At 60.0% G+C, this 26,989-nt stretch carries 23 protein-coding genes and 2 pseudogenes; 7 read left to right on the plus strand and 18 right to left on the minus strand.

The genetic code is table 11. The features are described from left to right. Positions 1-222: 222 nt before the first annotated feature. Positions 223-2,619, plus strand: coding sequence for a penicillin-binding protein 1A (locus BLL52_RS01065; protein WP_406681736.1), 2,397 nt, complete (start codon positions 223-225; stop codon positions 2,617-2,619). Here the strand turns inward: BLL52_RS01065 and cyaY are convergent. Further along, positions 2,616-2,948, minus strand: a complete 333-nt coding sequence (gene cyaY / locus BLL52_RS01070) for an iron donor protein CyaY (protein WP_075584882.1) — start codon at positions 2,946-2,948, stop codon at positions 2,616-2,618. The two genes, BLL52_RS01065 and cyaY, sit on opposite strands and share 4 nt — an antisense overlap. A gap of 15 nt (positions 2,949-2,963) precedes the next feature. Between cyaY and lptM the strand changes: the two genes are divergently transcribed. Beyond that, positions 2,964-3,203 carry an LPS translocon maturation chaperone LptM gene (gene lptM, locus BLL52_RS01075; RefSeq protein ID WP_083633710.1) on the plus strand — a complete coding sequence of 80 codons (240 nt, stop codon included), beginning with the start codon at positions 2,964-2,966 and terminating at the stop codon, positions 3,201-3,203. A gap of 40 nt (positions 3,204-3,243) precedes the next feature. On the opposite strand, the pseudogene BLL52_RS01080 reads toward lptM, so the two are convergent. The 3 genes and pseudogenes from BLL52_RS01080 to BLL52_RS01090 all read right to left on the minus strand — a co-directional run bounded on the left by BLL52_RS01080 (position 3,244) and on the right by BLL52_RS01090 (position 5,761). After that, positions 3,244-3,930 (minus strand): annotated as a pseudogene (locus BLL52_RS01080) (protein-methionine-sulfoxide reductase heme-binding subunit MsrQ). After that, the gene (gene msrP, locus BLL52_RS01085) at positions 3,930-4,901 is read right to left on the minus strand and encodes a protein-methionine-sulfoxide reductase catalytic subunit MsrP (RefSeq protein ID WP_075584884.1); all 972 of its coding nucleotides are present in this window, start codon (positions 4,899-4,901) and stop codon (positions 3,930-3,932) included. The pseudogene BLL52_RS01080 and the gene msrP overlap by 1 nt, the downstream one beginning before the upstream one ends. 230 nt (positions 4,902-5,131) lie before the next feature. Continuing rightward, positions 5,132-5,761 carry a c-type cytochrome gene (locus BLL52_RS01090; RefSeq protein ID WP_075584885.1) on the minus strand — a complete coding sequence of 210 codons (630 nt, stop codon included), beginning with the start codon at positions 5,759-5,761 and terminating at the stop codon, positions 5,132-5,134. A 70-nt stretch (positions 5,762-5,831) separates the two neighbouring features. Between BLL52_RS01090 and yihA the strand changes: the two genes are divergently transcribed. Further along, on the plus strand, positions 5,832-6,575 hold the full coding sequence (yihA, locus tag BLL52_RS01095) for a ribosome biogenesis GTP-binding protein YihA/YsxC (protein ID WP_075584953.1): 744 nt from the start codon (positions 5,832-5,834) through the stop codon (positions 6,573-6,575). A gap of 51 nt (positions 6,576-6,626) precedes the next feature. Here yihA and BLL52_RS01100 read toward each other — a convergent pair whose 3' ends face one another. Further along, positions 6,627-7,496 (minus strand): LpxL/LpxP family acyltransferase, encoded by an 870-nt coding sequence (locus tag BLL52_RS01100; protein ID WP_075584954.1) that lies wholly within the window; start codon positions 7,494-7,496, stop codon positions 6,627-6,629. A gap of 28 nt (positions 7,497-7,524) precedes the next feature. Further along, on the minus strand, positions 7,525-8,361 hold the full coding sequence (locus tag BLL52_RS01105) for a lysophospholipid acyltransferase family protein (protein ID WP_075584886.1): 837 nt from the start codon (positions 8,359-8,361) through the stop codon (positions 7,525-7,527). Positions 8,362-8,550: 189 nt separating this feature from the next. On the opposite strand from BLL52_RS01105, the gene metK reads away from it, so the two are divergent. Then, positions 8,551-9,732: a methionine adenosyltransferase gene (gene metK, locus BLL52_RS01110; protein WP_075584887.1), complete on the plus strand. Its 1,182-nt coding sequence runs from the start codon at positions 8,551-8,553 to the stop codon at positions 9,730-9,732. A 65-nt stretch (positions 9,733-9,797) separates the two neighbouring features. Continuing rightward, positions 9,798-10,388, plus strand: coding sequence for a 1-acyl-sn-glycerol-3-phosphate acyltransferase (locus tag BLL52_RS01115; RefSeq protein WP_075584888.1), 591 nt, complete (start codon positions 9,798-9,800; stop codon positions 10,386-10,388). Positions 10,389-10,600: 212 nt separating this feature from the next. On the opposite strand, the gene BLL52_RS21665 is transcribed toward BLL52_RS01115, so the two are convergent. Beyond that, entirely contained in the window at positions 10,601-10,723 is a 123-nt protein-coding gene (locus tag BLL52_RS21665; RefSeq protein WP_264568133.1) for a hypothetical protein, read from the minus strand. On the opposite strand from BLL52_RS21665, the gene BLL52_RS21930 reads away from it, so the two are divergent. Beyond that, positions 10,722-10,871, plus strand: a complete 150-nt coding sequence (locus tag BLL52_RS21930) for a BrnT family toxin (RefSeq protein WP_406681769.1) — start codon at positions 10,722-10,724, stop codon at positions 10,869-10,871. The two genes, BLL52_RS21665 and BLL52_RS21930, sit on opposite strands and share 2 nt — an antisense overlap. Beyond that, on the plus strand, positions 10,858-11,145 hold the full coding sequence (locus BLL52_RS01125) for a hypothetical protein (protein ID WP_075584889.1): 288 nt from the start codon (positions 10,858-10,860) through the stop codon (positions 11,143-11,145). Before BLL52_RS21930 ends, BLL52_RS01125 begins: the two co-directional genes overlap by 14 nt. Positions 11,146-11,213: 68 nt before the next feature. Here the strand turns inward: BLL52_RS01125 and BLL52_RS01130 are convergent. From BLL52_RS01130 to BLL52_RS01175, 11 genes and pseudogenes are all read right to left on the minus strand, one after another. Continuing rightward, a pseudogene (locus BLL52_RS01130) lies at positions 11,214-14,584 on the minus strand (error-prone DNA polymerase). Then, positions 14,497-14,988, minus strand: coding sequence for a hypothetical protein (locus BLL52_RS19820; protein WP_083633712.1), 492 nt, complete (start codon positions 14,986-14,988; stop codon positions 14,497-14,499). The pseudogene BLL52_RS01130 and the gene BLL52_RS19820 overlap by 88 nt, the downstream one beginning before the upstream one ends. A 3-nt stretch (positions 14,989-14,991) precedes the next feature. Next, positions 14,992-15,177 carry a hypothetical protein gene (locus BLL52_RS01135; protein WP_139313250.1) on the minus strand — a complete coding sequence of 62 codons (186 nt, stop codon included), beginning with the start codon at positions 15,175-15,177 and terminating at the stop codon, positions 14,992-14,994. 30 nt (positions 15,178-15,207) lie between these two features. Beyond that, positions 15,208-15,780 (minus strand): DNA polymerase Y subunit UmuC family protein, encoded by a 573-nt coding sequence (locus tag BLL52_RS01140; RefSeq protein WP_139313251.1) that lies wholly within the window; start codon positions 15,778-15,780, stop codon positions 15,208-15,210. A gap of 54 nt (positions 15,781-15,834) precedes the next feature. Further along, positions 15,835-16,266, minus strand: a complete 432-nt coding sequence (locus BLL52_RS01145) for a hypothetical protein (RefSeq protein ID WP_075584892.1) — start codon at positions 16,264-16,266, stop codon at positions 15,835-15,837. Beyond that, the gene (locus tag BLL52_RS01150; RefSeq protein WP_075584893.1) at positions 16,267-16,464 is read right to left on the minus strand and encodes a hypothetical protein; all 198 of its coding nucleotides are present in this window, start codon (positions 16,462-16,464) and stop codon (positions 16,267-16,269) included. A 325-nt stretch (positions 16,465-16,789) separates the two neighbouring features. Further along, complete coding sequence (locus BLL52_RS01155) at positions 16,790-18,670, minus strand: hypothetical protein (protein ID WP_075584894.1); 1,881 nt, start codon at positions 18,668-18,670, stop codon at positions 16,790-16,792. Between the two features lie 39 nt (positions 18,671-18,709). Next, positions 18,710-18,892 carry a hypothetical protein gene (locus BLL52_RS01160; protein WP_075584895.1) on the minus strand — a complete coding sequence of 61 codons (183 nt, stop codon included), beginning with the start codon at positions 18,890-18,892 and terminating at the stop codon, positions 18,710-18,712. Between the two features lie 18 nt (positions 18,893-18,910). After that, positions 18,911-20,134, minus strand: a complete 1,224-nt coding sequence (locus BLL52_RS01165) for a multidrug effflux MFS transporter (RefSeq protein WP_075584896.1) — start codon at positions 20,132-20,134, stop codon at positions 18,911-18,913. Between the two features lie 198 nt (positions 20,135-20,332). After that, positions 20,333-23,464: a bifunctional diguanylate cyclase/phosphodiesterase gene (locus BLL52_RS01170; RefSeq protein WP_075584897.1), complete on the minus strand. Its 3,132-nt coding sequence runs from the start codon at positions 23,462-23,464 to the stop codon at positions 20,333-20,335. Between the two features lie 148 nt (positions 23,465-23,612). Continuing rightward, the gene (locus BLL52_RS01175; RefSeq protein ID WP_075584898.1) at positions 23,613-26,975 is read right to left on the minus strand and encodes a type I restriction endonuclease subunit R; all 3,363 of its coding nucleotides are present in this window, start codon (positions 26,973-26,975) and stop codon (positions 23,613-23,615) included. Between the last annotated feature and the right edge of the window lie 14 nt (positions 26,976-26,989).

Here is a 26,989-nt window from a genome sequence, read left to right on the forward strand (position 1 = left end):
GAAATCACTTCAATGCTATCAGTAAGAGCATTGTTCAGCAAAGATATTTCAACTTTTTTCAGGCGTTGAATGTTGCCAAAATGTGGACAATTCGACCTTTGCTAGACTTAAATCGCTGTAGAGCGGTTGGGGAAATCGCTCTTCGCCATGACCAAACCAAGGATCCGGGTGCCCTAAACTATTGCCGTAGCTCTGTTGGGCTTTCGCTGACTCCCGCTATTTATGTCTGAAACAACTCCTCCTGCATCTTCCGGGTCAACCCCATCGGGTACCTCAAAGCCACGCCGTTCCCTGCACTGGGCTGTCAAGCTGCCGCTCTACGCGCTAGGGCTTTTGCTGGCGGCTGTGGCCTCTGTGCTGATGGTGGTTGCCATCGCCATGGCCATGGCTTACCCGAACCTGCCAGATGTCTCCGACTTGTTGGACTACCGCCCCAAACTGCCGTTGCGGGTGTTCTCGGCTGAAGGCACCTTGATTGGAGAGTTCGGCGAGGAACGCCGCCAGCTGACCCCGGTGCGTGACATTCCCCAAGTCATGAAAGACGCGGTGCTGGCCATTGAAGATGCCCGCTTTTATCAACACAACGGGGTGGATTTCATCGGCGTGGGTCGCGCGGCACTTGCCAATCTGGGCCAGCTCAAGAGCCAGGGTGCGTCCACCATCACCATGCAAGTGGCGCGCAACGTGTATCTGACATCAGAGAAAACCTACACGCGCAAGATTTACGAGATGCTGCTGACCTTCAAGATGGAGCATTTGCTGAGCAAAGACCAGATTCTTGAAATTTACATGAATCAAATTTTTCTCGGCAACCGCGCCTATGGCTTTGCCGCCGCCTCTGAAGCCTACTTCGGCAAGCCCCTGCAAAACGTAACCGTGGCTGAGGCCGCGATGCTGGCCGGGCTGCCCAAAGCGCCCTCTGCCTACAACCCGATCAACAATCCCAGGCGCGCTAAGTCACGCCAGCTCTACATCATTGACCGCATGCTGGTTAACGGCTTCATCACGCCCGAGCAGGCCGTCACCGCCAAAGAGGAAGAAATCCATATCAAACGGGGCGCCAATAGCGCACAAGTGAACGCCGAGTACTTCACGGAAACTGTGCGCCAGCTGATCTATGCCCAGTATGGTGATTCCACCTACACCCGCGGGCTAAACGTCTACACCACCCTGCGTGCTAATGACCAGATCGCCGCCTACCAGGCGCTGCGCCGAGGCATCATGAACTATGAGCGCCGTCAGGTTTACCGCGGGCCAGAGAAGTTCATCACCCTGCCTGACGATCCGCAAGGCTTGGAAGATGCCATTGACGACGCGCTTCTGGAGCACCCTGACAATGGTGACGTTTTGTCAGCCGTGGTGCTGCAAGCCAGTGCCAAGATGATCCGGGCCGTCCAGCAAAACGGTGATGTGGTCGAGATCAGCGGCGACGGCCTGACACCAGCCCGGTCCGGACTGGCAGACAAGGCCCCCGCCAACACCAAGATTCGTCGCGGCGCGGTGATCCGCATCGTCCAGACGCCGAAACTCAGCTGGGAAATCACCCAACTGCCCGAAGTCGAAGGGGCTTTTGTCGCCATGGATCCCAAAACCGGTGCAATTCGGGCGCTGGTGGGTGGCTTTGATTTTGAGAAGAACAAGTTCAACCACGTGACGCAGGCCTGGCGCCAGCCGGGTTCAAGCTTCAAACCTTTCATCTATTCTGCAGCGCTGGAAAACGGCGTCACCCCCGCCACCATCGTTAATGATGGCCCGCTCTTTTTTAGCGCCGGCGTGACCGGTGGCCAGCCTTGGGAGCCAAAGAACTACGACGGCAAGTTTGAAGGTCCGATATCGCTGCGCCGTGGTCTGGCCTTGTCCAAAAACATGGTGTCCATCCGGGTGCTGCAAGTGGTAGGCGCGCAAAACGCCCAAAATTGGGTTAACCGCTTTGGCTTTGATGCCGACAAACACCCAGCCTACCTGACCATGGCGCTGGGTTCGGGCTCGGTCACCCCCATGCAGATGGCTACCGCCTACTCGGTCTTTGCCAACGGGGGTTACCGGGTCAACCCCTGGATGGTGTCCAGAATCACCGACCAAAGAGGAAGAGTTCTGACAGAGATGGCCGCACCCACCCTGAACGAATCGGTGCGAGCCATTGACGCACGCAACGCATTTGTCATGGACAGTCTGCTGCAGGAGGTGACCCGCTCCGGAACGGCCGCCTCAGCGCAAAGAACGCTCAAACGGCCTGACCTGTATGGCAAAACCGGCACCACGAACGACTCGCTGGACGCCTGGTTTGCCGGGTTTCAGCCAACGCTGACTGCCATCACCTGGATTGGTTACGACACACCGCGCAAACTGGGTAGCCGCGAAACCGGGGGTGGCTTGAGCCTGCCGGTGTGGATTGAATACATGCGCCACGCGCTCAAAGATGTGCCAGTCACCGAAATACCTGTACCCGAAGGCGTGGTCAACTCAGAGGGCGAGTGGTTCTATACCGAATACACCCGAGCCACCGGCATTGCCACACTTGGCGTCGATGCCAGCATGACTGCGACAACTGAACCGCAGGTGATTCAGATGCCAGCAGCGGACGAGAGAAAGCAAATCCTCGAACTGTTCAAAAACTAGTCAGCAGCGAACACCAGTGCGCTGCCAGACTGTTCACTGGCAAACCGCGACAGCAACGCGAAAAACTCGCCTTGACCCTTGGTGTCTGACCACTGTATGCCATCAAACTGATAGTGAAAACCACCACACTTGGCGGCCAGCCAGACCTCGTGTAACGGTTTTTGCAGGTTGATCACAATCTGGCTGTGATTGGCAAATGCCAGCGTGACCATGCCGCCGGTGCGTTGGTTGTCAATGTCCACACTGGTGTCATCATTGATGCGGTCGCAACTGGTCTCCACAGCCTTTAGCAGGCGCTCCGCGCGGTCCATAAATTCGGCATCAGTCATTACAATTTCACCATCATGTTGTTTAACAAAATTTTAGTCTGGCGCCTCACTCTTGCTGGCGCCACAGTCATTGTGGCAGCGTGCGGGCAAACCGGGGCACTGTACCTGCCCACGCCCCCGGCAGGTGTGCACCGCGCAAGTTTGCCCGAGTCGCTGCGGCCTGCGTCGCTGATGAAGACGCCGCCAACTGATGCAGCCAAAACCCCCGCAACGCCTCCGGCCAAAACCGCCAGCCAGCCGCAAACGGCGCACTGAGGCAGTTTCAAGGCTTGGTTTTGGACGAAGGTTTACTATGTTAATAGTAGCTGCTAGCGCATATTTTATAAGGGCTAGAGGCCTTTTTCTTATATAAGAATTGGGTGCGACGCAGGCGCTTTGCTAACAGCACGCCGATGATCACGGCGTAGATCCACACCTGGACGAAATCATTTTTACCTGCCCGCATCCAGAAAAAGTGGCGCAAAGCCAGCGCCGCCACCAGGTAAAAGAGGCGGCGCAGGCGTTGCCAGTTTTTTACCGCCCAGCAGACGGGCCATGCGTTTGGGTAACGTTAGCGCCAGGGCGCTCAGCAGAACAAAAGCCAAAAATCCCACCCGAATGAACGGCCGCTTGATGATGTCGCCCGCCACATCAGACAGCGCAAAATCCATGTCAAACCAGGCGTAGTTCAGCAGGTGCAGCGTGGCGTAAAAGTAAACCCACAAACCCAACATGCGCCGCCAGAGCGCCAGGGCCGGTAGCTGCAAGGCCAGACGCAAGGGGGGCACCGCCCGCGCGCCACACACAGCAGGCGCAGCGTCCATTCGCCGGTGGCCCGCAGCAGCGCCTCTGCCGGATTGGCACCCAACTGATCAAACACCGCAGCCCACAGCAGCGACCCCGCTGGCCACAGTACCAACGCAAACAGCAGGGGCTTGCTCCAGGGATGCAGACACAGCGCGTTGACACGCTGAACCCAACGCCAACGCTGCACAGCGGCCATCAGTTGAACTTATTCAGGTCCATCCCGGCGTACAACTGGCCAACCTGCGCTTCATCGCCGTTGAACATCAGCGTTTTTCGCTTTTTGGCAAACAGACCGCTTTGGCCGATGCGCCGCTCTGTGCCCTGACTCCAACGCGGGTGATCCACCAGAGGGTTCACATTGGCGTAAAACCCATACTCGCGAGGCGCAGAGCGGCCCCAGGCGGCTGCTGGCCGCTTGTCGGTGAATTGGATTTTGACCAGGCTCTTGGCACCCTTGAAGCCGTATTTCCAAGGCACGACAAGCCGCAGCGGCGCGCCGTTCTGCTTGGGTAAGGCCTCGCCATACATGCCAAAGGCGAGCAGGGTCAACGGATGCATCGCCTCGTCCATGCGCAAGCCTTCCACATACGGCCATGACAACCCCTGCGAACGCACGCCAGGCATGGACTTGGGGGCAGCGAGCGTCACAAACTCAAGGTATTTGGCGCTGCCCTGAGGTTCCACCTTGCAGATCAACTCAGACAGCGAGTAACCCACCCACGGCATCACCATAGACCAGCCCTCGACACAGCGCAGGCGGTAAATACGCTCTTCCTGCGCACTGAGTTTGAGCAGGTCCTGCAGGTCGTAGCGGCCCGGTTTGTTGACCAAGCCTTCGATCTCGACCGTCCAGGGACTGGTGGGCATAGCCGAGACATACTTTGCCGGATCGGCTTTGTCGGTGCCAAATTCGTAAAAATTGTTGTACGTGCTGGCATCCTTGTAGCTGGTGAGTTTCTCAATGCTCATGGCCCCGCTCACCGACGATGTGACATGAGCCAGGCTGGCGTTCACGCCGGGCTGCGCTTGACTTGGTAACGCCAGCGCGTCCCGGCTGGCCCGGTCAGCCAACGCCGCGCCCGCGACACCTCTGACCAACAGGCGCATCATTTCGCGACGCGACCGGTAAGCAGCCAGCGACGTGATTTCGCTGGAGGCAGGGTGCACAAACCCTGATTAATGACCTTTGCTCAACATGCAAAAATTCCTAAATAAGGGGTAAACCCAAAAAGAAGGATTGACGTACAAATAATGGTTTGCATGCCACGCGGGTTAGCAAAAACCCCGCACACACTGGATTGAATCCAGGGTATCGCTGGGCGAAAAAAAAGGCACCTGAAAGTACCTTTTTTCTAAAACTTAACTGGTCAAACCCAGGGCCGCAGCCCTGATGGTGCTTACTTCAAGCTGGCAATGTACTCGACCACTGCCTTGATTTCGCGGTCATTGAGTTTGGCGGCTACGCCAGTCATCTGGGCGTTATTGTTGCGCTCACCGTTACGGAAGGTGTTCAGCTGATTTGTTGAATACTCGGCATGCTGGCCAACCAGGCGCGGGTACTGGCTGGGCATACCGGCAGCGTTCGGGCCATGGCAGCTTGAGCAAGACGGAATATTGCGCTCCAACACGCCGCCTTTGTAAATACGCTGACCAGCAGCGATCAGATCTTTGTCAGAAGCGGTGCCCGGAGCTGCTTTTTGGGTGGCTACCCAGTAGGCAATATTTCGCATGTCTTCTTCGCTAAGCATCGAGGAAAAACCCAGCATGATGGCATTTGCACGCTTGCCGCTCTTGAATTCCTGCAACTGTTTGACCAAGTACTCAGGGTGCTGCTGCGCCAGTTTGGGGTATTGAGTGATCACAGAATTACCGTCAACCGAATGACAGGCAACACACACCGCTGCAAAACTTGCTGCGCCTTTGGCAAGATCAGGCGCGCCGGGGGCAGCAGCAGTCTCTGCCGCCATACAGGCTACGGACGAAACAGTCAGCGACACAGCGATCCAAACAGAGGAGATAAGCTTCATAGTGTTTCCGGTCAAGTCAAAAGTAAAAATCAGGGTGATTCTACAATGGGGCGCCCATCAGACTGACCTCATGACTATTCCATCCAGCCCAGCCCAGGTTACGCAGGACAGCCCTAAGTACCTCGCAATCACGCCTCAAGAGGCCTTAGGCTGGTTGCACACCGCAAAGTTCCTGACCACCGCACCACAATTGCATTTTTTGCCACCCTTGAGCGTGCCGGAGATCGCCTTTGTGGGGCGATCCAACGCGGGCAAATCCACCTGCATCAACATCCTGACGCAGCAAAAACAGCTGGCGTTTGCCTCCAAAAAGCCCGGCCGCACCCAGCACATCAACCTGTTTTCTCTGGGCAAACAAGGTGTCACGGATGCGGTGCTGGCCGACCTGCCCGGCTACGGCTATGCCGCCGTACCCAAACAAGACAAAATCCGCTGGCAGCAGGTGATGGCCAACTATCTGGTCACCCGCGAAAACCTCAAGGCCATCGTGCTGATGTGCGACCCGCGCCATGGCTTAACTGAGTTGGACGAGGTCTTACTGGACGTGGTGCGCCCCCGCGTCGAAGAGGGCCTGAAATTCCTGGTGGTTCTGACCAAGGCTGACAAGCTGACGCGCTCAGAACAAACCAAGGCGCTGTCCATCATGAAGTTGCAGGCCGGTGGCGGCGAGGTGCGGCTGTTTTCGGCACCCAAGCGCCAGGGCATTGAAGAGGTGGCTACGCTGCTCTGGCAGTGGGCGCACCCGCAGACCCCTGACAGCGCCGCCACCCTGCCAACTGTGCCGCCTGCAACACCCCTTGACGCCAACACGTGATATAAAAAGAATAGCTACTAGCGCTTTATCTATAAGGGCTAGAGGCCAATTTTATGCATAAACGTCGGACTCACCCGCAGGCCGATCCTTGAAGCGTTTGTGCACCCAGTAATACTGGTCGGGCATGGCGTCAATATAGGTTTGCAAACTGACGTTCATGCGCGCGGTATCTGCCAACAGATCGTCGCTGGGAAAATCTGACCAAGCTGGCATGACTTCGACCGAGTAACCCTGTGGCGTGAGCCGGGTGACCACTGGCACCACCTTGGCGCGCCCAAGCCGGGCAAAGCGCGACAGGCTGGGCACCGTCGCAGTGCTCACCCCATAAAACGGCACAAACACCGACTCATGGGGCCCAAAGTTCATATCCGGCAGCAGGTACAGCGGGTCACCTGCACGCAAGGCGGCCACAATGGTTTTAACCCCATCAGCGCGCCCAAACAGGCGTCCTGAGCCAAAGCGCTGGCGCCCCGCCAGAATCCAGGCGTCCATGACCTTGTTGGCCTGATCGGTGTAAATGGTGGTGAAGCGGCGCGCCAACTGCTGGGTGAGCGCCGTCCAGCCCGCATCCAGCCCAACAAAATGTGGCGCAAAGATCACCACCGGTTCCTGCCCCGCCAATTCATGCACCGCACCGCTCAAGCGCAGGCGCTGGCGCACCAGCTCTGGGGAGCCGTGCCACAGCCAACCCCTGTCCAGCCAAGCCTGGGCAAAGTGAACAAACACGCCGCGCGTGTGCCGGCGCACCTCGGCCTCGGACCACTCTGGGAAACACAGGCGCAAATTGATCCGCACCACCCGCCGGCGCGACACCACCACCGCATACAACACCCAGCCCAGCAAGGTGCCAGCGGCGCGCACCCAAGCCAGCGGCCAAGGTGCCAGGCTGCGCATCAGCGCCAGGCTCAAGCGGCTCAGCATGGCGTTGGCACCAGAAAAACGCGCTTCATCATTCGTGCGCTGTCTCGCGGGGCAGTTTGTAGCGCGCATAACCCCACAAATACTGGCTGGGGCACTGCAAAACCAGGTCTTGCATGGCCCGGTTCACGGCGGTGGCGGCTGCAGTCAAGTCAGCAGGCAAGGCGGCACTCATGGGTTGCACATGCACCCGGTAGCCACGGGCGCCACCCAGACGCTCGCCCCAGGCCAGCAACATGGCGGCACCGGTCTGCTGCACCAGCCTGACGGACAAGGTCATGGTGTAGGCGTCGCGGCCAAAAAAAGCTGCCATCACACCCATGCCCTGCGGTGGCACCTGATCGGGCAAGAGGCCGACTGATTCACCGCGCCTGAGCGCCTTGATCAACTGCTTGACGCCAGACAGTGTGGTCGGTGCGGTGAGCAAACCCGGGCGCTGGCGCGCAGCACCCACCAGTTGGCGCAACCAACTTTGCCGGGGCGGGCGAAACAGCACGGTGATCGGGTGCGCGCCCTGGCCAAAACGCTGCGCATAGGCCTGCGCGGTGATCTCGAAGCAGCCCAGATGCGGCGTGAGGAAGACAACGCCGCGCCCTTCGGCCAAGGCGTGCTGCACATGCTCAGCACCGCGCCAGTCCACCGCCACCGGGCGGCCCAGCCACAGGCGCGGTAGCTCAGCCACCAACTGGCCACTTTGCCCTACGGCACCCAGGCAAGCGCGCAGTGTCAGGCCCGCCTGCTGAACATTGGCCAGAAACCGGCGCCGGTACACCCCGGAGGCCAGCCACACGATCCAGCCTAAAACCCAGCCCAACCCATGCAGCACGCCCAGCGGCAACGCGGACAGGAATTTGAAAAAGACGGGCATGGGGTGAGATAAACTACGGGCGTCGCTGAGTTACGGAACTACTTGCAGGGCGACACACACAAGAGCCACCCCACACGGGTCGCCATTGTGCCTTGTCAAATCTTTGACAAATCTGCTAAAGCGTTCGCCGAAAGCTCCAAAAAGCCCAAGCAACGCGACCCGGTTGTTAACTTTTTAGGAGCTTTAAACATGGCGAACGACTTTCTCTTTACCTCTGAATCTGTCTCTGAAGGCCACCCCGACAAGGTAGCTGACCAGATCTCCGACGCAATTCTTGACGCGATTTTCAAACAGGACCCTCGTTCGCGCGTGGCGGCTGAGACCTTGTGCAACACCGGTCTGGTGGTGCTGGCCGGCGAGATCACCACCAACGCCCACGTGGACTACATCCAGGTGGCGCGCGACACCCTCAAGCACATCGGCTACGACAACACCGACTACGGTATCGACTACAAAGGCTGCGCCGTGCTGGTGGCCTATGACAAACAGAGCAACGACATCGCCCAAGGCGTAGACCACGCCTCAGACGACCACCTGAACACCGGCGCTGGCGACCAGGGTCTGATGTTTGGTTACGCCTGCAACGAAACCCCCGAGCTGATGCCCGCGCCGATCTACTACGCACACCGCTTGGTTGAACGCCAGGCTCAATTGCGCAAAGACGGTCGCCTGCCGTTTCTGCGCCCGGACGCCAAGAGCCAGGTCACTATGCGCTATGTGGACGGCAAGCCACACAGCGTCGACACCGTGGTGCTGTCAAGCCAGCATTCGCCCGAGATGAGCCTGGGCCACCGCATGACCGACGCTTTTTATGAAGCCATTCGTGAAGAAATCATCAAGCCGGTGCTGCCCAAGGAGTGGCTGACCGAAGACACCAAGTACCTGATCAACCCCACCGGCCGCTTTGTCGTGGGTGGCCCGCAAGGCGACTGCGGCTTGACCGGACGCAAGATCATTGTCGACACCTACGGCGGTGCCTGCCCGCACGGCGGTGGTGCCTTCAGCGGCAAGGACCCCAGCAAGGTGGACCGCTCTGCGACCTACGCCGCGCGCTACGTGGCCAAAAACGTGGTGGCGGCTGGCCTGGCGCGACAGTGCCAGGTACAGGTGGCCTACGCCATTGGTGTCGCCAAACCGATGAACGTCACCATTTACACCGAGGGCACCGGCGTGATCCCTGATGACCAGATCGCCGCGCTGGTGAATCTGCACTTTGACCTGCGCCCCAAAGGCATCGTGCAGATGCTGGACCTGCTGCGCCCGATTTACGAAAAGACTGCTTCTTACGGCCACTTTGGGCGCGAAGAGCCCGAGTTCACCTGGGAACGCACCGACAAGGCTGCCGTTCTGCGCGAAGCGGCTGGACTGTAATCCAGCGTCTGAGGCGAGCCGTCCCATTGGGGCGGCTCGCCTCTTTTCTTGACATACCCATAACCATGCAACGCACCATCTTCACCACACCCATCATCAACGGGCTATTTCGCGGGCTGTCGGTGGTGGTTCTCAAATTGGCTGGCTGGAAAGTGCTGGGCAGCCTGCCGCTTGAGGCGCGTCGCTGTGTTTTCATCGCCGCGCCGCACACCAGTAACTGGGACCTGCCCTACATGCTGATGGTGTCTTTTGTGTTGCGGCTGAACGTGCATTGGATGGGCAAGGCCAGCATCTTCCGCTTTCCGTTTGGTGGTTTGATGCGCTGGTTCGGTGGCATCGCTGTGGACCGCTCCAAGGCCAACAACTTGGTGGCAGCTTCGGCTCAGGCCATTAACGCAGCCACCGGCGCACTGCAGCTGGTCGTGCCACCCGAAGGCACCCGCAGCAAAGTCCGCTACTGGAAAACCGGCTTCTATTTCATCGCACAAACCGCTCAGGTGCCGATCGTCATGTCCTACTTGGACTACGGCCGCAAGATCACAGGCCTGGGGCCTTTGCTTTACCCCAGCGGTGATATCGACGCCGACATGGTGATCATCAAGGCTTTTTACGCACCTTTTAAGGGCAAGAACGCCACGCAGTTTCACGCCGATTGACGCGCAGGCATCAGCGGCGGGAAAGCCGATGGCCTCGTTTTTGTCAGAGCGCGCCGATCGTTAATGAAAGTCCCGGCTGCTCAGCGTATGCGTGTGCGAGGCTTTAGGCCGATCAAGGCATCACCATGCTGATTAGCCGGTTTTGTATTGGCATAGTTAATACAAATTCTAGTATCGCTTCGTGGACATCCATTTTGAATTCAACCGCAATGTCATTTGACTGGAACGATAAAAAGGCGGGGATCAATCCCCAGCGGCATGACGGCATCACGTTTCAACAAGCTGCTACCGTGTTTTTTGATCCGTTTTTTCGGGTTGTTGATGCCAGCTGCCATGACGAGGCCCCACGACGCAGCGATTGGATTTGACGCAACAGGACGATTGCTGTTCGTGGTGCACATTGAAATTGAGGATACGTCCATTCGGATTATTTCCGCCCGCAAGGCGACCAACGAAGAAGGGCGAGACCATGAACATTCCTGAACGCATTCGCACCCGGCTGGTCAAGGATCGGCCCATGACCTCAATCACATTAAGAATACCGGTTGATGTGGTGGATTCGATGAAAGAGATAGCGCCGAAAAAAGGTTTTTCAGGGTACCAGGCGCTGCTCAAGTCCTACCTGAGCGATGGCCTGCGCCGCGATGAAGCGCAGTTTTCATTTGGACCCACAGCACAACTGATTGAGGCACTCAAAAAACGCGGCGTGCCGGACGCATTGCTGCAAGAGGCTGCACGCGATTTGACGCTGGTTTAAAGGTGAATTGTCAATGGGTTGGTGATCCGACCCTATCACGCAACATGGGCGATCATTCGCGCTGATCGCTAATGAAAATCCCGGCTGCGGGTGGCCAGATCACCGAGCAACGGGGTCAGATCACGCAGAAAACCAGCCACCACGTGGCAGACCTGGCCGCCACTGGCCTCGTCGCGTTGCCAGGAACCGTGCACCGCCAGCAGTTGTGCGTGCAGCAACGCACTGCGCTGGCGCTTTTTCAGGGCTTTCCAGACAATCACATTGACGCTGGCGGTTTCATCTTCCAGCGTCACAAAGGTCACGCCTTTGGCGGTGCCAGGGCTTTGCCGCATGGTGACCGGGCCGCAGGCGCGCACCAGTCTTGCGTTTGGTAAATCATGCAGTTGCGTGGCGGTTAATAACTTCAAGTTTGATAGCTTCTTGCGCAATAGCAGCAAGGGGTGGGCGCGTAAAGTCAGCCCAAGAGCGGCATAGTCAAAGCGGACTTCTTCGCCTTGTGCGGCCGCAGGCAAATGCAGCGCACTTTCATTGAAGCTGGCTTCTTGCAGCAGTTCGGGCGCACGGTGTAAGGCGCTGGCGTCCCAGACTTGCTGGCGGCGGTGACCACGCAAGCTGTGCAGCGCATCGGCGTTGGACAAGGCTTTGAGGTCGCCCGCAGCCAGCCCGGCGCGCAGGGCCAGATCTTCGGTGCTGGCGAAAATGAGTTGCTGCCGGGCGGCGACGATGCGTTGCGCTGCGGATTCGGCCAAGCTGCAGACCAGGCGCAGGCCGAGGCGTACCGCTGGTGCTAAAGCTTGGTTGACCCTCAAAGAGGGATCGGGCGCGTCCCTTTTACTGGCACCTGCGCCACCTGCGCCATTAGCTTCATTGACTCATTGGCTTGGGCGCTGCTTGGAGGGCCATCTGTTCTGACTCCCGTGGTTTGCAGCGTGCAATCCCAATCGCTGCAAGTCACATCCACCGCCAACACAGTCACCCCATGGCGCCGCGCGTCCTGCACCAGTTGTGACGGCCCGTAAAAACCCATCGGCTGGCTGTTGAGCAGGGCCGCCAGAAAGCAGGCGGGCTCGTGGCGCTTGAGCCAGCAGCTGGCCCACACCAGCAGCGCAAAGCTGGCGGCGTGGCTCTCGGGAAAGCCGTATTCGCCAAAACCTTCAATTTGCTTGAACAAGGCTTGCGCAAACTCGGCGGTGTAGCCGTTTTTCAGCATGCCGCTGGTCATGCGGTCGTCAAAGACGTGCACGCCTCCTTTGCGCTTCCAGGCGGCCATGGAGCGACGCAACTGGTCGGCCTCGCCGGGTGAAAAATCAGCCGCCGCCATGGCCACCTGCATCACCTGTTCCTGAAAAATCGGCACGCCCAGCGTGCGCTTAAGCACCTCTTTGAGCGCCGGGCTGGCGTAGCTGACCTGATCCGGCTGCGCACGCGCTTTCAGATACGGGTGCACCATGCCGCCTTGGATCGGCCCCGGGCGCACGATGGCCACCGCCACCACCAGATCGTAAAAACAGCGCGGTTGCAGGCGCGCCAGCATGCTCATCTGCGCCCGACTTTCGATCTGGAACACGCCCACGGTGTCGGCGGCGCAGACCATGTCAAAGGTGGCGGGGTCGTCCGCCGGGATGTCTTGCATACGCAGCGGGTGACCACGCCGGGTACTGACCCATGCCAGGCAGCGCTGTATGGCGCTGAGCATGCCCAGCGCCAGTACGTCCACTTTCAGCAGACCCATGGCGTCAAGGTCGTCTTTGTCCCACTGAATGATGCTGCGCTCCGGCATGGCGGCGTTTTCTACCGGCACCAGCCGGGTGAGCGGCCCGCGTGTCAGCTCAAAACCGCCCGGGTGCTGGCTCAGATGGCGCGCAAAGCCTTGTAACTGACGGCTCAGGTCCAGCCACAGCGCCAGCAGGTGATCAGGCGGTTTGACAAACGCCGGGCCCAGCCGCTCCAGCGCCGCCTGCAGCCGACCGGCCAGCACCGCGCGGGAGTGCATGCCGGGGTGCTCTTTGGCCATGGCGGTGATCAGCGCTTCATCCACGCCCAGCGCCCGGCCGACATCACGCAGGCTGCTGCGCAGGCGGTAGCTGATGGCCACGGCGGTGAGCGCGGCGCGGTCGCGACCGTATTTGGCGTAGATGTATTGAATGACTTCCTCGCGCCGCTGGTGCTCAAAGTCCACGTGAATGTCGGGCGGCTCGTTGCGCTCGCGGCTAATGAAGCGCTCAAACAGCAGGCTTGAGCGCGCCGGATCGACCTCGGTCACGCCCAGTCAACAACACACCGCCGAATTCGCCGCCGAGCCGCTGACCTGGCACAAAATGCCCTGCCCACGGGCAAAGGCGACGATGTCGTGCCCGGTCAAAAAGTACATCTCATAGTTCAGCTCAGCAATCAGCGCCAGTTCATGCTCCACCTGCACCCGCACTGCTTCAGGCAGACCCGCCGGGTAGCGCTGCCCGGCCCCTTGCCAGGTGTACTGGCGCAGGGTTTGCGCTGGCGTCTGACCGGGCAGCACGGATTCCATCGGGTATTGGTAACGCAGCTCGTCTAGGCTGAAGTGGCAGCGCGACGCCACCACAACAAGGGTGTTGGCCAGCAGCTCGGGTGGGTAAATTTGCGCCAGCCGCGTGCGAGAGCGCAGGTGCGCCTAGGCGTTAGGCTGCAGCGCCAGACCGCACTGGGACACCGGCCGACCCAGGTGCACAGCGGTCAGCACGTCTTGCAGCGGTTTGCGCGAACGCAAATGCATCAGCACCCTGCCGGTAGCGACCAGCGGCACACCAGCCAAGCGGGAGATCTGCGTGAGCTTGTGCAATTGCAGCGCATCTTCGGCCCTGAGCAGTTGGCTGGCGGTCAGCCAGAGATTTATGCCAAACAGACCTCTAGCCCATATGCATAAAGCGTTAGCAGCTTCTAAGGGCATAGCATCTGGTAAATCCAGCAAGATCTCGCAACCCTTCAACCGGGCGCAGCCTGGGTCGGGCCAGCGCACGCTGTACTGACCCTTGGGGGCACTGCGCCGGGCGGTGGTGATGAACTCGCACAGGTCGCCCCAGGCGGCCAAGTCGTGCGCCAAGGCGATGAGGGTGAACGATGCGCCAGACGGGGTGTGCGTGTGCCCGGCAGAGGACGCGGCAGTGGCACCGGCAGTGGCCAGCGTGCCCGCCAGCGGCACCGTAAAGCTGGCACCGGGCAGCAGCTTGAGCCCGCACTTTTTGGCTTCCAGATGCGCCCGAACCATGCCCGACACCGAGCACGCGTCGGCAAGCGCCAGAGCCGCGTAGCCCAAGGCATGTGCCCGCAGCACCAGTTCCTCCGGCTGCGAGGCGCCTATGCCAAAGCTGAAGTTGCTCAGGCAATACAGCTCGGCGTAGGCCGGGCTTGGGCTTGGGCTTGGGCTTGGGCTTGGGCCGCCGGTGGCGCCAGCGGCGAGTCCCACCAGCCAGATTCCAGCCGCTGCGGCCCGGCCAGCAAGGTGAGCGGGCCTTGGTCATTAGGGCGGCCCTGGCGCACGCTGAGTTTGCGGGGTTGCGCCAGCAGCCAGGTAGGTTGCAGGGCACTGGCCCAACCCTTGGGCAGCGATCGGGGTACCTTGGCTAGTTTTAAGTCTTTTTGGCAAAACCCCAAGTCCAGGCCTCTAGCCCTTACAGAATATGCGCCAGAAGCTATTGAATTCAATGCATCTGAAGCACATACCCAGGCTTGCATAGGTTCTGGTCGATGGTCAGCTTGGGGTTGCAACTGCAGCACTTTGTCGGCCCCCAGGCGCGCGCTCAGACGCTCCAGAAGTTGCGCCAGCGTGTCACCCTGCGGGGTGTCTTCCAGCAGCAAACTGGCACTCACACCCTAAAGCACCTGGGTTTCCAGTGAGCGCAGGCGCAGCCCTAATACCGGCGCGGGCAGCGTGATCTGGTTCAGGCGCTCGGCCAGCAGGCGCTGCAGGTGCTCGGTGCCTGGCGTGGGCTCGGCGGTGCGCAGTACCAGCGCGCCCTCTTTGGCGGTGTACCGGCGTGCGTCCACTTGCCAGCTCAACTCCAGCGCCAGCACGCCCCGCTGGCGCAGTTACAGCCAAACCTGCAGTTGCGCCAGCAGACGGCGGGCGCCAAACAGCAGGGCTGAGGCGTTTTCGACCTGGCTGGGCAACTCCAGCGTGGCCTCAAACACCTCGGGCAGGGTCAGCCAAGGGTAGATGTCGGGGCGCTGGCCGTAGGCCTGATCCAGCGCGTCAACCAGCGACTGGCCAAAACGTCGCGCCAAGCCCGCACGCGGCAGGGCACGCAAATCGCCCCAGCAGGTGCAACCCAAGCGCGCCAAGATGGGCAAGTGCGCTTGGGCTGCCATCAGGGTGTTCAGCGGAAAATCATCGGGCGCAGTGGGGAGTGGCTTGGTTGTGCGCGCAGAAGCTGAAATATCAGGCTGAACCGACGCCGAAGCAGACAAGGTTGACGCTTGGGTCAGACAGGCAAATGCTATTAAAGATGTAGCTCCTTGCGCATATCCTATAAGGGTTAGAGGCTTATTTAACGTATGAATACGGCGCATTAACGCGGCCTGCCCGCCCCACAGCCGGGTGCTGCCAGACACCTCCAGCAGCAGCGCACCGGGCAGCAACGCCACCTTGGGCGTGAACTGCAACGCCCACCAACCCAGCGCGCTCAGGGGGCGGCAAGCAGGGCGGTGGGCGCCGCCTCACGCTGCGGTTAAAAGGCGATCCAGTGCATGCAGCTGCCCGGAAAAAGGTTGGCCCACGGCCAGCAAGGCGGCCAGTGCCGCCGGGCGCGCTGGCAGGGACAGGGCTTGCGCTAACGGCGGGCCGCGCCGCTTTTGCACCTGCACCGCCAGCGCGCCCTCGGCACCCGCTGCTCCAGCGGCTTCCTCGCTCAGCACCAGCCGCAGCACGGCTGGCGAAGACTCGTCAAGCGCTGCCACCGGGCGCATCACCCACAGCAGCTTGGCGTGCGCCTGCGCCGCCAGGTGCAAACGGCGCAAATGCTCAGAGCGCACCGGTACCAGCCACAGCAGCACCGCTCCCACCCCGGCGCAGCGCAGCGCCTGTGCTTGCACCCACAGCAGTTGCTGCACGCTCAAACCTTGCGCCGCCAGACCAGGGCCAAAAGGCACCTAAGAAGGTGCCACCAGCACCACTGCTTGTGTGAGGCTGCGCAGGGCGGGCAACAGCAGGCGCCATTCGCCCTGCCCGGCTTGCGGCTGCAAAATTTCGCACGAGGCCCCTACTGGCCAGCCGCCGCCGGGCAACTGCGCATCCAGCGCGGCATGGCCGCTGGGCAGCGTGCGGCCCTCGCCCGCTGCGTGCGCCAATGCATCGGCACGCCAGACAGCATCGCCAAAAGTTTCAAGAAGGCAAGAGACAGAGCGCCTAGCCAGGGCGTATTAAACCTCAAATGACTGTATGAATGAACAGTTATTTGATGGCCCTGCGACGCTCTCTGGGAAATGCTTGCAGGCAAGGGCATACGCCTACGAAGAGTTGTGGATTCCGATTCAGGAACGGCAAACCAAGTTAATAAGCCATAAAAAAAACTCTTTTTATGAGAGCTACTAATCCTTTATCCATAAGGGCTAGAGGCCAATTTGATTGATAAGTTTTAGGGACAGAATCGGGTGGGCAAGCCACCCACAGGTTTCAGACCCGAAAGCGCAAGAACCACACCACGGCTGCGGCCGCCACCAGTATCAGCAGCAGCGCAGGCCAGCTCGATGACTTTTCAGCGTAGGGGTCGCTCAAGCTGCGTTGTGCATTGGCGGGCAGTTGCGCCACTTGGGTGAGCGAGGTGCCAAACGGAATGTTGATGCGCGCCCGTGCGTTGATGGCCCAGCCGTTGGCGTCCAGAATCGGGCCCAGGTTGCGGCTGCGCAGTTTGAACCAGGCCAGCATGACGGCGGGTAGCGAGATGATCAGCATCAGCCCCACCACCACCAGCGGCAGTTGCCACCAGGCCAGCAAGAACAGCCCCCCCACCACTGACACCCCCATGGTGCCGATGGCCCCCAACGCCAGGCCGATGGCGGCAAAAATACCCGCGAACTTGCCCACATCAAACGGCGCAGGCGGCGCGGCAGGTGCCCCGACTGCCGCTTTCTGCAAGGCACCGGTGGCCGTCTGATAGAGCTTGCCGGTAGAGGTGGCTGCCCTGCTGGCGGCCATCTTTTGCAGCTGCGCGCCCACCAGCCGACTCACCTGTTTGTAAGGTGACCAAAACGCCTGACTCAGGCTGATGGGCTGGTCAATGATTTTGGTGATGGTGGCGTCCCAGTCCAGGCCCGGGCGGTCATAAAACACACCGTTGCGGCCCACCATCAACTGATCCGAATCACCAGCGGTGAAGGCTGCTGCGATGCTGCGCTTGTCAGCGCCGCGCACGCAGTCGCAATACACCAGGCACACGCGCGACAAGCCCGCCAGCGCGGCGTGTTTGGCCGCGTCGTTCACAGAGACGCACAGCTCACACGAGCGTCCGTCTAGGTACAGCGTGCCGATCTGGAAGGTGCCCTTGCCTTGGCGGGTGTAGAAGTCTCTGAAGGCCACAAAGTTATTGGCCAGGGTTTGCAGGTCGCGCACATAGCGGGCGAGTTTTTCCAGATCACGCAAGCCATCGCCTTCGGCTGCGGCATCGGGCTTGGCGGCCAGCCAGGTGGTGTAAGCGGCCAGTTTGGTCTGAATGGTTTGCCAGTCTGCGCCAGTGAGGGTGTCTTGCGCGCCCAGCAACGGGGTGATCACCGTGTCATGCAAAGCGGCGATACGCGCAGCCCATGCCGGATTGATGCCGCCGGTGAGCGGCAAAATGGCTTTAGCCGTGATATGGGAAAGCGGCAAGGCGCTGATGGCCTCGGTGCTGGTTGCCAGGCTGCTGGGTGCCAGCGCCTTGAGCGCGTCTTGCGAGGCGTTGAGCAGGCCCCCAGCGCGCACATCAAACGCCGCCAACTGGCAGCGGGTAAAGAAATCCTGCACCTTGGCATCAAGCTCCGTCACCAGCGTGTGGGCCGCCTGTGTGGCCTCACCCAAGGGCAAAGCGTCAACGCCTGCCGCTTCCCAGGCAGCCAGTTCGCGCTCAGTATGGTTGGCCTGCGCGGCACTGGTCTCGGCCACGGTGAGCACATCGGCCTCGGTTTTGCCAAGCTCTTTGGCCAGCACCAGGGCAGCGGCCTTGATAGATTTGGCCGCGCCAGCTGCGTCGTCCTTGTTGTAGTCGTCTTGGTCGTCACGGATCAGCGACAGAGGCACGCCGTCATACTTTTGCACCAGCACATCGGGGTTGGTCAGGCAACTGTTGGCCCACTGAATGGCCGCCAGCAGTTCGGGCGCGCGCACATGGCCGTCGTTGTCAGCGTCAATGAACTGCAGGCTGCGCGCGTCAAACTCAATGCCCTGCACCGGGCAAGACAGCGCCACCCAGAGTTTTTGGTCTAGCTGACCCAGCGCCAGCAGGTCAGCCGCCGTATCCAGTTGCACCTGGTCAAAACCACCAGCGCGGAAAAACCGCCACTGATGCGAGGTATCTGCCATGGTTGCTCCTATCGACGGTTGAGTGAACTGAGCAAGATGTTAGCCCTTGACTGCCGCCCGGCAACCCGCTTGATTTACGAGTTGAAGACCCACACCAAAAATCAGATGAAATCCGATATGGATCGGGTTGCTGCGCACACGCTTGATAAATAGCCAACCCAACCACAGGCCCAAAGCCATGGAAGCCGTCAACGTCAGCGCTACCGGAATCGTCTCTTTCATCGCAAACTCCTGCAGAACTTAGACCAGGCGACCAATCTCTGGCCAGCGCCGGTGCAGCAGCACCCAGGCCACCAGGCCAATCAGCATCATGCCCAGCGAGGCAGCTGCCAGCGCCAGCGTGGAATGCATCACCAGCGGCGCCAGCAGCCCAGCCACCAGGCCATTAGCAGTGGAGCCAATAAACGCCTGCAGGCTCGACGCCATGCCACGCCGATCCGGGTGCAAGTCCAGCACCAGCAGCGTGACCACCGGCACCATCAACGCCCAGCCAAAGGAAAAAATGGCAATCGGAAACATGGCCCAGGCGGCGCTAGCGGTGAACAGGCTGTTGGCCACCAGGTTGATCGTGGCGATGCTCAGCATGATGGCAAAGCCATGGCGGATCTGCCGTTTGGGTGTAATCCGCCCCGCCATGCGCCCGCTGACCCAGGCGCCACTCATGATGCCGCTGATGGTCAGCACAAAAAACCAGAAAAACTGCGTCGGTGCCAGCGCCAGGTGCTCACCCAGAAACGCCGGGGCTGACAGCACATACAAAAACATGCCGTTGAACGGAATGCCGCTGGCCAGCGCCAGCAGCAGAAAGCGCGGGTCGCACCCCAGCTTCCAGTAGCCCTGCATCAGGTTGCTGACTTTGAGCGGCTGGCGGTGGCTCAGGTGCAGCGTCTCGGGCAGCAGCCGGTAGTTGGCCACCCACAAAAACACCCCAACACCGGTCAAAAACCAGAACACGCTGTGCCAGCCCAGGTGCTCGTACAACACACCGCCAATCATCGGTGCCACAGCGGGTGCCACACCAAAGTAAATGGTGATCTGGCTCATGACTTTTTGCGCCTGCACCGGCGCAAACATGTCGCGCACCACCGCGCGGGACACCACAATGCCCGCGCCGGTGGACAGGCCTTGCACCGCCCTGAAAAAAATCAGCTGCTCAATGCTTTGCGACAATGCACAGCCGATGGACGCTAAGGTAAACGCCGCCAGCCCCCACAGCACCACCGGCCGGCGGCCGACACTGTCAGACAGCGCGCCGTGAAAAAGGCACATGAAGGCAAAGCCAAAAAGATACGCAGACAGCGTCTGCTGCATCTGCACCGGCGTGGCATTCAGCGAGGTTGCCATGCCAGAAAACGCCGGAATGTAAGTGTCAATAGAAAACGGCCCGAGCATGCCCAGCATGGCCAGCAACACGGCCAGCGCCCAGCTTGGGGCGCGCCATAGGTGATGTGCGTCAGGGTTCATGTCGGGGTGCGCTGGTCAGGTGGCGGGGTTATTCCCATTGTCCGCACGTTACTGGCATTTTGTACTTTGTGCGGTCAATGTATAAGAAATAGGCCTCTATCCCTTATGGCATAAGCGCTAACAGCTACATAATAAATAGCTTATCAGGCCATTACCGGGTGCCGCGCAGCCTTGGATCCAGCGCGCCAGCAGGGTGGCTCAGCTTGGGCTTGATGCCAACAATCCACCGCCCTCACGCCACTGTAGCGCCCAGGCTGGCAACGCATCGGCGGGCATGGGCCGCGCCACCCCGTAGCCCTGCGCCAGATCGCAGCCAATGCTCAGCAACAAGTCGCCATGCGTTCTGGTTTCCACGCCTTCGGCAATCACCTGCCGGTGAAAGACCTCAGCCAGCCCGATCACGCCTCTGACGATGGCCAGATCATCTGGGTTGTCAGTCATGTTGCGAATGAAGCTCTGGTCAATCTTCAAAACGTCAGCGGGCAAATACTTGAGGTAGGTCAGTGACGAATAACCCGTGCCAAAGTCGTCTACCGCAAATGCCACACCCATGGCACGGCAGGCGTGCATGACGGCCGCTGCGCGGGCAATATCTTCTAGCGCACTGGTTTCCAGAATCTCAAGCTGCAGGCACTGCGGGGGCACATCCGGGTGCTGGGTCAGAATGTCATGTAGTTGCTCAGGAAAGTTTGCCTGTTGCAATTGCAACGCGTCGATGTTGACGCTGACCACCAGGTCCAGCCCCTGCGCGCGCCAGGCGCCCATCTGGGCTAAAGCGGTGTCAATGACCCATTCGCCCAAGGCAATGCTGATGGGATGGTCTTCAATGGTGGGCAGGAAGTCGCCCGGAGGCACCAAGCCGCGCTCGGGGTGTTGCCAGCGGATCAGCGCCTCGGCCCCGATAACCTCACCGGTGCGCATGTTGACCTTGGGCTGGTAATACAGCACGAATTCGCCCTGCGCCAGCGCATCGCTGATGCGTTGCACTGCATCGTGACGGGTTTGAACGGCAGCATCACGGGCAATATCAAAGAGGTGGTAGCGGTTTTTGCCGCCCTGCTTGGCCAGGTACATGGCCTGATCGGCATGGCGCAACATCACCTCCGCGTCCACATTGTCCTGCGGGTAAAAAGTGACGCCAATGCTGGCGGTGACTTGGATGGACTGACCAGACTGAGCAGACTTATCCCCCTCGACGACCGTGCTGGCAGGCAGTTCGACCACCGTGGACGCCGCTGCCAGCAGCCGCTCGATGACCGGGATGCAGTCTAGGTTGGTGTCTAGGTCAACCAGCACCGCCACAAACTCGTCGCCTCCCAAGCGGGCCAGGGTGTCGCCTTCGCGCAGGGCGTTTTGCATGGCTTCAGACAAGGCCATCAGCACTGCATCCCCGGCCTCGTGGCCGTGGGTGTCGTTGACCGCCTTGATGTTGTCCAGATCCAGGTAAACCACGGCGAGCGCCTTGTCACGCCGCTGGCCTTGGGCGATGGCCTGGCGCAAGCGGTCGCTCAACAGTAGCCGGTTGGGCAGACCCGTCAAGGTGTCGTAATGGGCCATGTGCTCCAACTGCTTTTGGTGTGCCTTGATGGCGGTGATGTCGGAGAACAGCGCAACATAGTGCAGCGTGTTGCCCTGGTCATCACGCACTGCGCTGATGGTGAGAATTTCTGCGTACACCTCACCGCTCTTGCGCCGGTTCCAAATCTCTGCGCTCCAGTGCCCCTGGGTGGTCAGGTCATGCCACATGGCGACATAAAACGCTTTGTCCTGCCGACCCGACTGCAAGAAGCGCGGGTTCTGGCCCAGCGCCTCTTTACGGCTGTAACCCGTGATCTGGGTGAACATGTCGTTGACGTCGATGATGGTCCCACTCGGGTCAGTGATGGTGATGCCTTCACGGGCATGGGTGAAGACGCTGGCGGCGAGCTGCTGGCGGACTTCGGCTTTTTTTCGCTCGGTAATGTCTTGAACCGTCCCGATCATTTTGACGGGCTGGTCGAGCTCGTTGAAGCTCAGTTCGCCAAGACCCCAAACCCAACGCGTATCACCGTCAATGGGGCGCACGACGCGGTATTCCCGATCAAAGGGCTTTCGCATTTCAACGACATCATGCAAGAGATAGTGAAGCATCCCGGCCCGATCTTCCGGGTGCACTAGGGCGCTCCAACTTGCCTTTGATCTTTGGTCCTGCAGCTCCAGGCCAAAAATCTGATCCAGCACTTCGGACGATATCCACTGGTTGGTGGCAAGGTCCAGCGCATACGATCCGATACGTCCCACCCGCTGAGATTCTCTCAGCAGGAATTCCCGCTCCACCAGTTTTTGCTCGGCCAACTTGCGTGTGTCAAGCATCTGGTTGAACTCTCGCGCCACCTCTGCGACCTCGGCAGGACCGGCCACAGGCGCGCGCGCACCCTCCTGACCGATCGCAATCTTTCTTGCAGTTTCAGCCAGGTCACGTACCGGGCGTGCAATGGCGTTCGCCATCATCCAGGCAAGCGCCACCAGCATCAGCAGCATCGTCATGCCAACCGTCACGATGTAGCGGAACGTCTTTTGCGCTGGGGCAAGCACATCGACCTCGGTCATACCGGCAAACACTCGCCAGCCAGCGCTCGGAATGCTGGCAACGGCATAGAGGCGCGTCACGCCCTGTAGGTCACTGCTGGTGGCAAATCCTTTGACCTTCCAGCGTAAAGCGTCGGCGATATTTTGCGGCAATGTTTTGCCGATCATGTCCAGGGCATCGGCGGATCGAAGCAGGTATTGGTCGGTTCGATCCAGTACCGGAACAACAACGTTGGAGGGAATGGAGGCGAGCAGGCGTTCGTTGAGAGACAGCAAGTCGAGCGACAAGTTGACAAAGCCGGTGCGCGTGCCTTGCGCGTCCCGCACAGGGTAGGTCAGCATCACCGCCCAGCGACCGCTTAGCGGCTCTTGGACCGCTCCGCTCACGGCAAAGGTTTCGCTTTGCACACCTTGCTGCACCCACGAAAACTTCAACGCTTCTTCGGCAGGCAGCGCATCGGTCAAACTGGCGTCGATGAGGTTGGCCTGAAGATCACGTACGCCAAGTCTGATGACCAGGGGATCGGTGTGCAAGAGCTGGCCGGGGTTGAAGTTTTTGGCTACGACAGGTGGGTTGCCTTGGTACTCTGAAGCAACTGCTTTGAGCAGTCTTTCGTAATCCCGCAGCATGAGGCCCAGATTTTTGGACACGTCGCCGACGATGATCTCGACCTTCTTGTAGGCCTCTTGGCGTGCTATATCCCTGGCGTTGATGGCGTACCAAGCAATGCCGCCCCCAGCTGGCAGCGCAAAGATAAGCACGAGCAGAAATAGCCAAACTCGAATGGGAAGATCTTTGAAGAACCTTTTCGGTCGATCCAACATGGCAACAAGGCCTCGAGTTTTTTTACCAACTAGCAATAATTCGTTATTTTAAGGTGTGCCGCACCTCGTCATCGCTCAGACGACCTCACCCCGCCCAGTTCTCCCCCAACGCCTGCGCCTGCTGCAACACCAGCTCCACCGCTGCGTCCTGCAAATCAGGAGGGTATTTGTATTTGTATTTGCGCAGGATGCGCTTGACCATCAGCCGCAGCTTGGCGCGCACGCTGGTCCGTTCTGACCAGTCCACGCTCAGGTTTTGGCGCAGGTTCTCAGTCAGCTCATGGGCAATTTTTTTCAGGGTGTCGTCGGTCAGTTCGCGCACCGCTGATTCGTTGGCGGCCAGGGCATCGTAGAAACGCACTTCGTCTTCGCTCAAACCCAATGTTTCACCACGTGAGGCCGCTTCGCGGAACTTTTTGGCCATCTCGATCAGCTCTTCCATGACCTGCGCGGTTTCGATGCTGCGGTTTTGGTATCGCGCAATCACACTGGCCAGCATCTCGGAGAACTTGCGGTTTTGCACCACGTTGCTGGCAAAGCGGCTTTTGATTTCGCCCTCCAGCAGGCGCTCCAGCAGCTCCACCGCCAGGTTCTTCTCGGGCAGGTCACGCACCTGGGCCAGAAACTCGTCGTCCAGCAAACCGATGTTGGGTTTATCCAGCCCCACGGCATCAAAAATATCGACCACGCTGTCGGACACCACCGCCTGGCTGATGATCTGCCGAATGGCCAGCTCGCGCTGCTCGTCGGTGCGGCGGGTGGCGGTGGCTTCTTTCTTGGTCAGGATGACTTTCACACCTTGCAGAAACGCGACTTCTTCGCGCACCACCTTGGCCTCGTCCAGCGTGCAGCACAAGGTAAATGCCTTGCTCATGGCCAGCGCCACATCACAGAAGCGCTTTTTGCCGTCCCAACCATTGGCAGATTTCAGACCCAGCACATGATTGGCGGCACCGGCTAATGTTTTGTGGCCGCCAGTCAGAAAGCCCGAGTAGTCAAAGCGGCACAACATGGCGCGCAGAATGTCCAGCTTCTCCTGCATCAAACTGAAAGCCTCAAAGGCATCCACCGTCGGGCGGCCTCGGCCCTTGCTGTTGGTGTACTCCTTCATGGCCGCTTTCAACTCACTGCCAATGCCGATGTAGTCCACCACCAGGCCGCCCTGCTTGTCCTTGAACACGCGGTTGACGCGGGCAATGGCCTGCATCAGGTTGTGGCCCTTCATGGGCTTGTCCACGTACAGGGTGTGCACGCAGGGCGCATCGAAGCCGGTGAGCCACATGTCGCGCACGATGACCAGGCGCAGCGGGTCGGCAGGGTCTTTGAAGCGCTTTTCCAGCCGTTTCTTGGTCTGGGCGCTGTAGATGTGCGGGCGCAACAGCGCCTTGTCGCTGGCACTGCCAGTCATGACGATCTTGATGGCACCCTGCTCGGGGTCGGCGTCATGCCAGTTGGGGCGCAGTTTGATGATCTCGGTGTACAGATGCACGCAAATGTCACGGCTCATGGCCACGACCATGGCTTTGCCGGTCTGGGCTTTGTTGCGTTCCTCAAAGTGGGCTACCAGGTCGGCCGCCACGCTGGCCACGCGGGGCTCGGCACCTACCACTTTCTCCAGTGCGGCCCAGCGGCTTTTGAGCTTGGCTTGAAAGCTGTCTTCTTCGTCCTCACTCAGCTCATCGACCTCGTCGTCGAGCAGCGGCAGGTCGGCGTCTTTCAGGCGCAGTTTGGCCAGACGACTCTCATAATAGATCGCCACCGTGGCACCGTCTTCCTGCGCCTGCTGCATGTCGTACACGTGGATGTAGTCACCAAAAACGGCGCGGGTGTCGCGGTCGGTGCTGCTGACTGGTGTGCCGGTGAAGGCGACAAAGGTGGCGTGCGGTAGGGCATCGCGCAGGTGTTGGGCATAACCCACTTGATAGCTTTCGACCGGGTAACTTTCCACAACCCCGTCCACGGCATAGGTCGGCGGCACGAACTCCACCTGATGTGCTGGGGTGGCACCTGCGCCGGTTGCTATGGTAGTTGTAGCTGCTTGCGCAATGGATACGAGGGCTACGGGCGTAATTAACGTAAAACCGAAGGCGTTGACGTTGGCGACCGATGGGGCTGGATTGCCGCGTCGCTGCGCTCCTCGCAATGACGAGTCTGGTGCGCTTGCGGTGTTGCCGCTCTTACGGGTTTTTAGCTTGGCCTCAAAGCCATATTGCGTGCGGTGCGCCTCATCAGCCATCACCACGATGTTGTGGCGGCTTGAGAGCACCGGGAACATGTCTTCGTCCTCACCAGGCATGAACTTCTGAATGGTGGCAAACACTATGCCGCCCGAAGGCCGGTTCGCCAGCAGCGTGCGCAGCTCTGTGCGGGTGCGGGCCTGCACCGGCTGCTCGCGCAACAGGTCTTGCGCCAGGCTGAACACGCCAAACAGCTGGCCGTCCAGGTCGTTACGGTCGGTGATCACGACAATGGTTGGGTTTTCCATCAGCGGCTCCTGCATCACGCGAGCCGCAAAGCAGGTCATGGTGATGCTTTTGCCGCTGCCCTGGGTGTGCCAGACCACGCCGCCTTTGCCCCGAATGCCGGGCAGGCTGCCGGGACGTGATGCGTCGATGACGCGCCCAATGGCCAGGCGCACCGCATGAAACTGGTGGTAGCCGGCAATCTTTTTGACAATACCGCCATCGTCCTCAAACAGCACAAAGTAGCGCAGGTAGTCCAGCAGATAGGCTGGGGCCAGCACACCGCGCACCAGCGTTTGCAACTCGTTGAATTCGCCCAATGGGTCCAGCGTAACGCCGTCAATCGTGCGCCAGGCCATGAAGCGCTCGGGGTTGGCGCTCAGGCTGCCCAGCAGGGCCTCGGTGCCGTCAGAGATCACCAGCAGCTCGTTGGTCTGGAACACGTCAGGAATCTGCTCTTTGTAGGTCTGAATCTGGTCGTAGGCCTTCCACACATCGGCCTTCTCATCAGCCGGGTTCTTCAGCTCGATCAGCACCAGCGGCAGGCCGTTAACGAACAGGATGATGTCCGGGCGGCGGGTGTGGTGCGGGCCACGGATTGAAAACTGGTTAACCGCCAGCCACTCGTTGCGCTCCGGTGTGGCCCAGTCGATCAGCCGCACAAAGTCACCGCGTGTCTCGCCGTCTTTTTGGTACTGCACCGGCACGCCGGTGACCAGCAGGCGGTGAAAGTGCTGGTTGGCGCTCATGAGGGCCGGCATGCCCAAATCCATCACCTGCTTGAACGCATCTTCACGGGCAGCGGTGGGAATGGTGGGGTTCAGGCGGTTGATGGCCTCGCGCAAACGCTGCAGCAACAGCACCTGGCGGTAGCTGGTTCGCTCAGGGTGGGGGCCGTCGTGGGCGATGTCAGGGCCATAAGCGTGGGTGTAGCCCACATCGGCCAGCCAGGCCAGGGCTTCTTGTTCGAGCTGGTCTTCGGTCATGAAACTCCCTTAAT

Origin of the sequence: Rhodoferax antarcticus ANT.BR (assembly GCF_001938565.1) — a bacterium.
Classification (GTDB): Bacteria; Pseudomonadota; Gammaproteobacteria; order Burkholderiales; family Burkholderiaceae_C; genus Rhodoferax; species Rhodoferax antarcticus.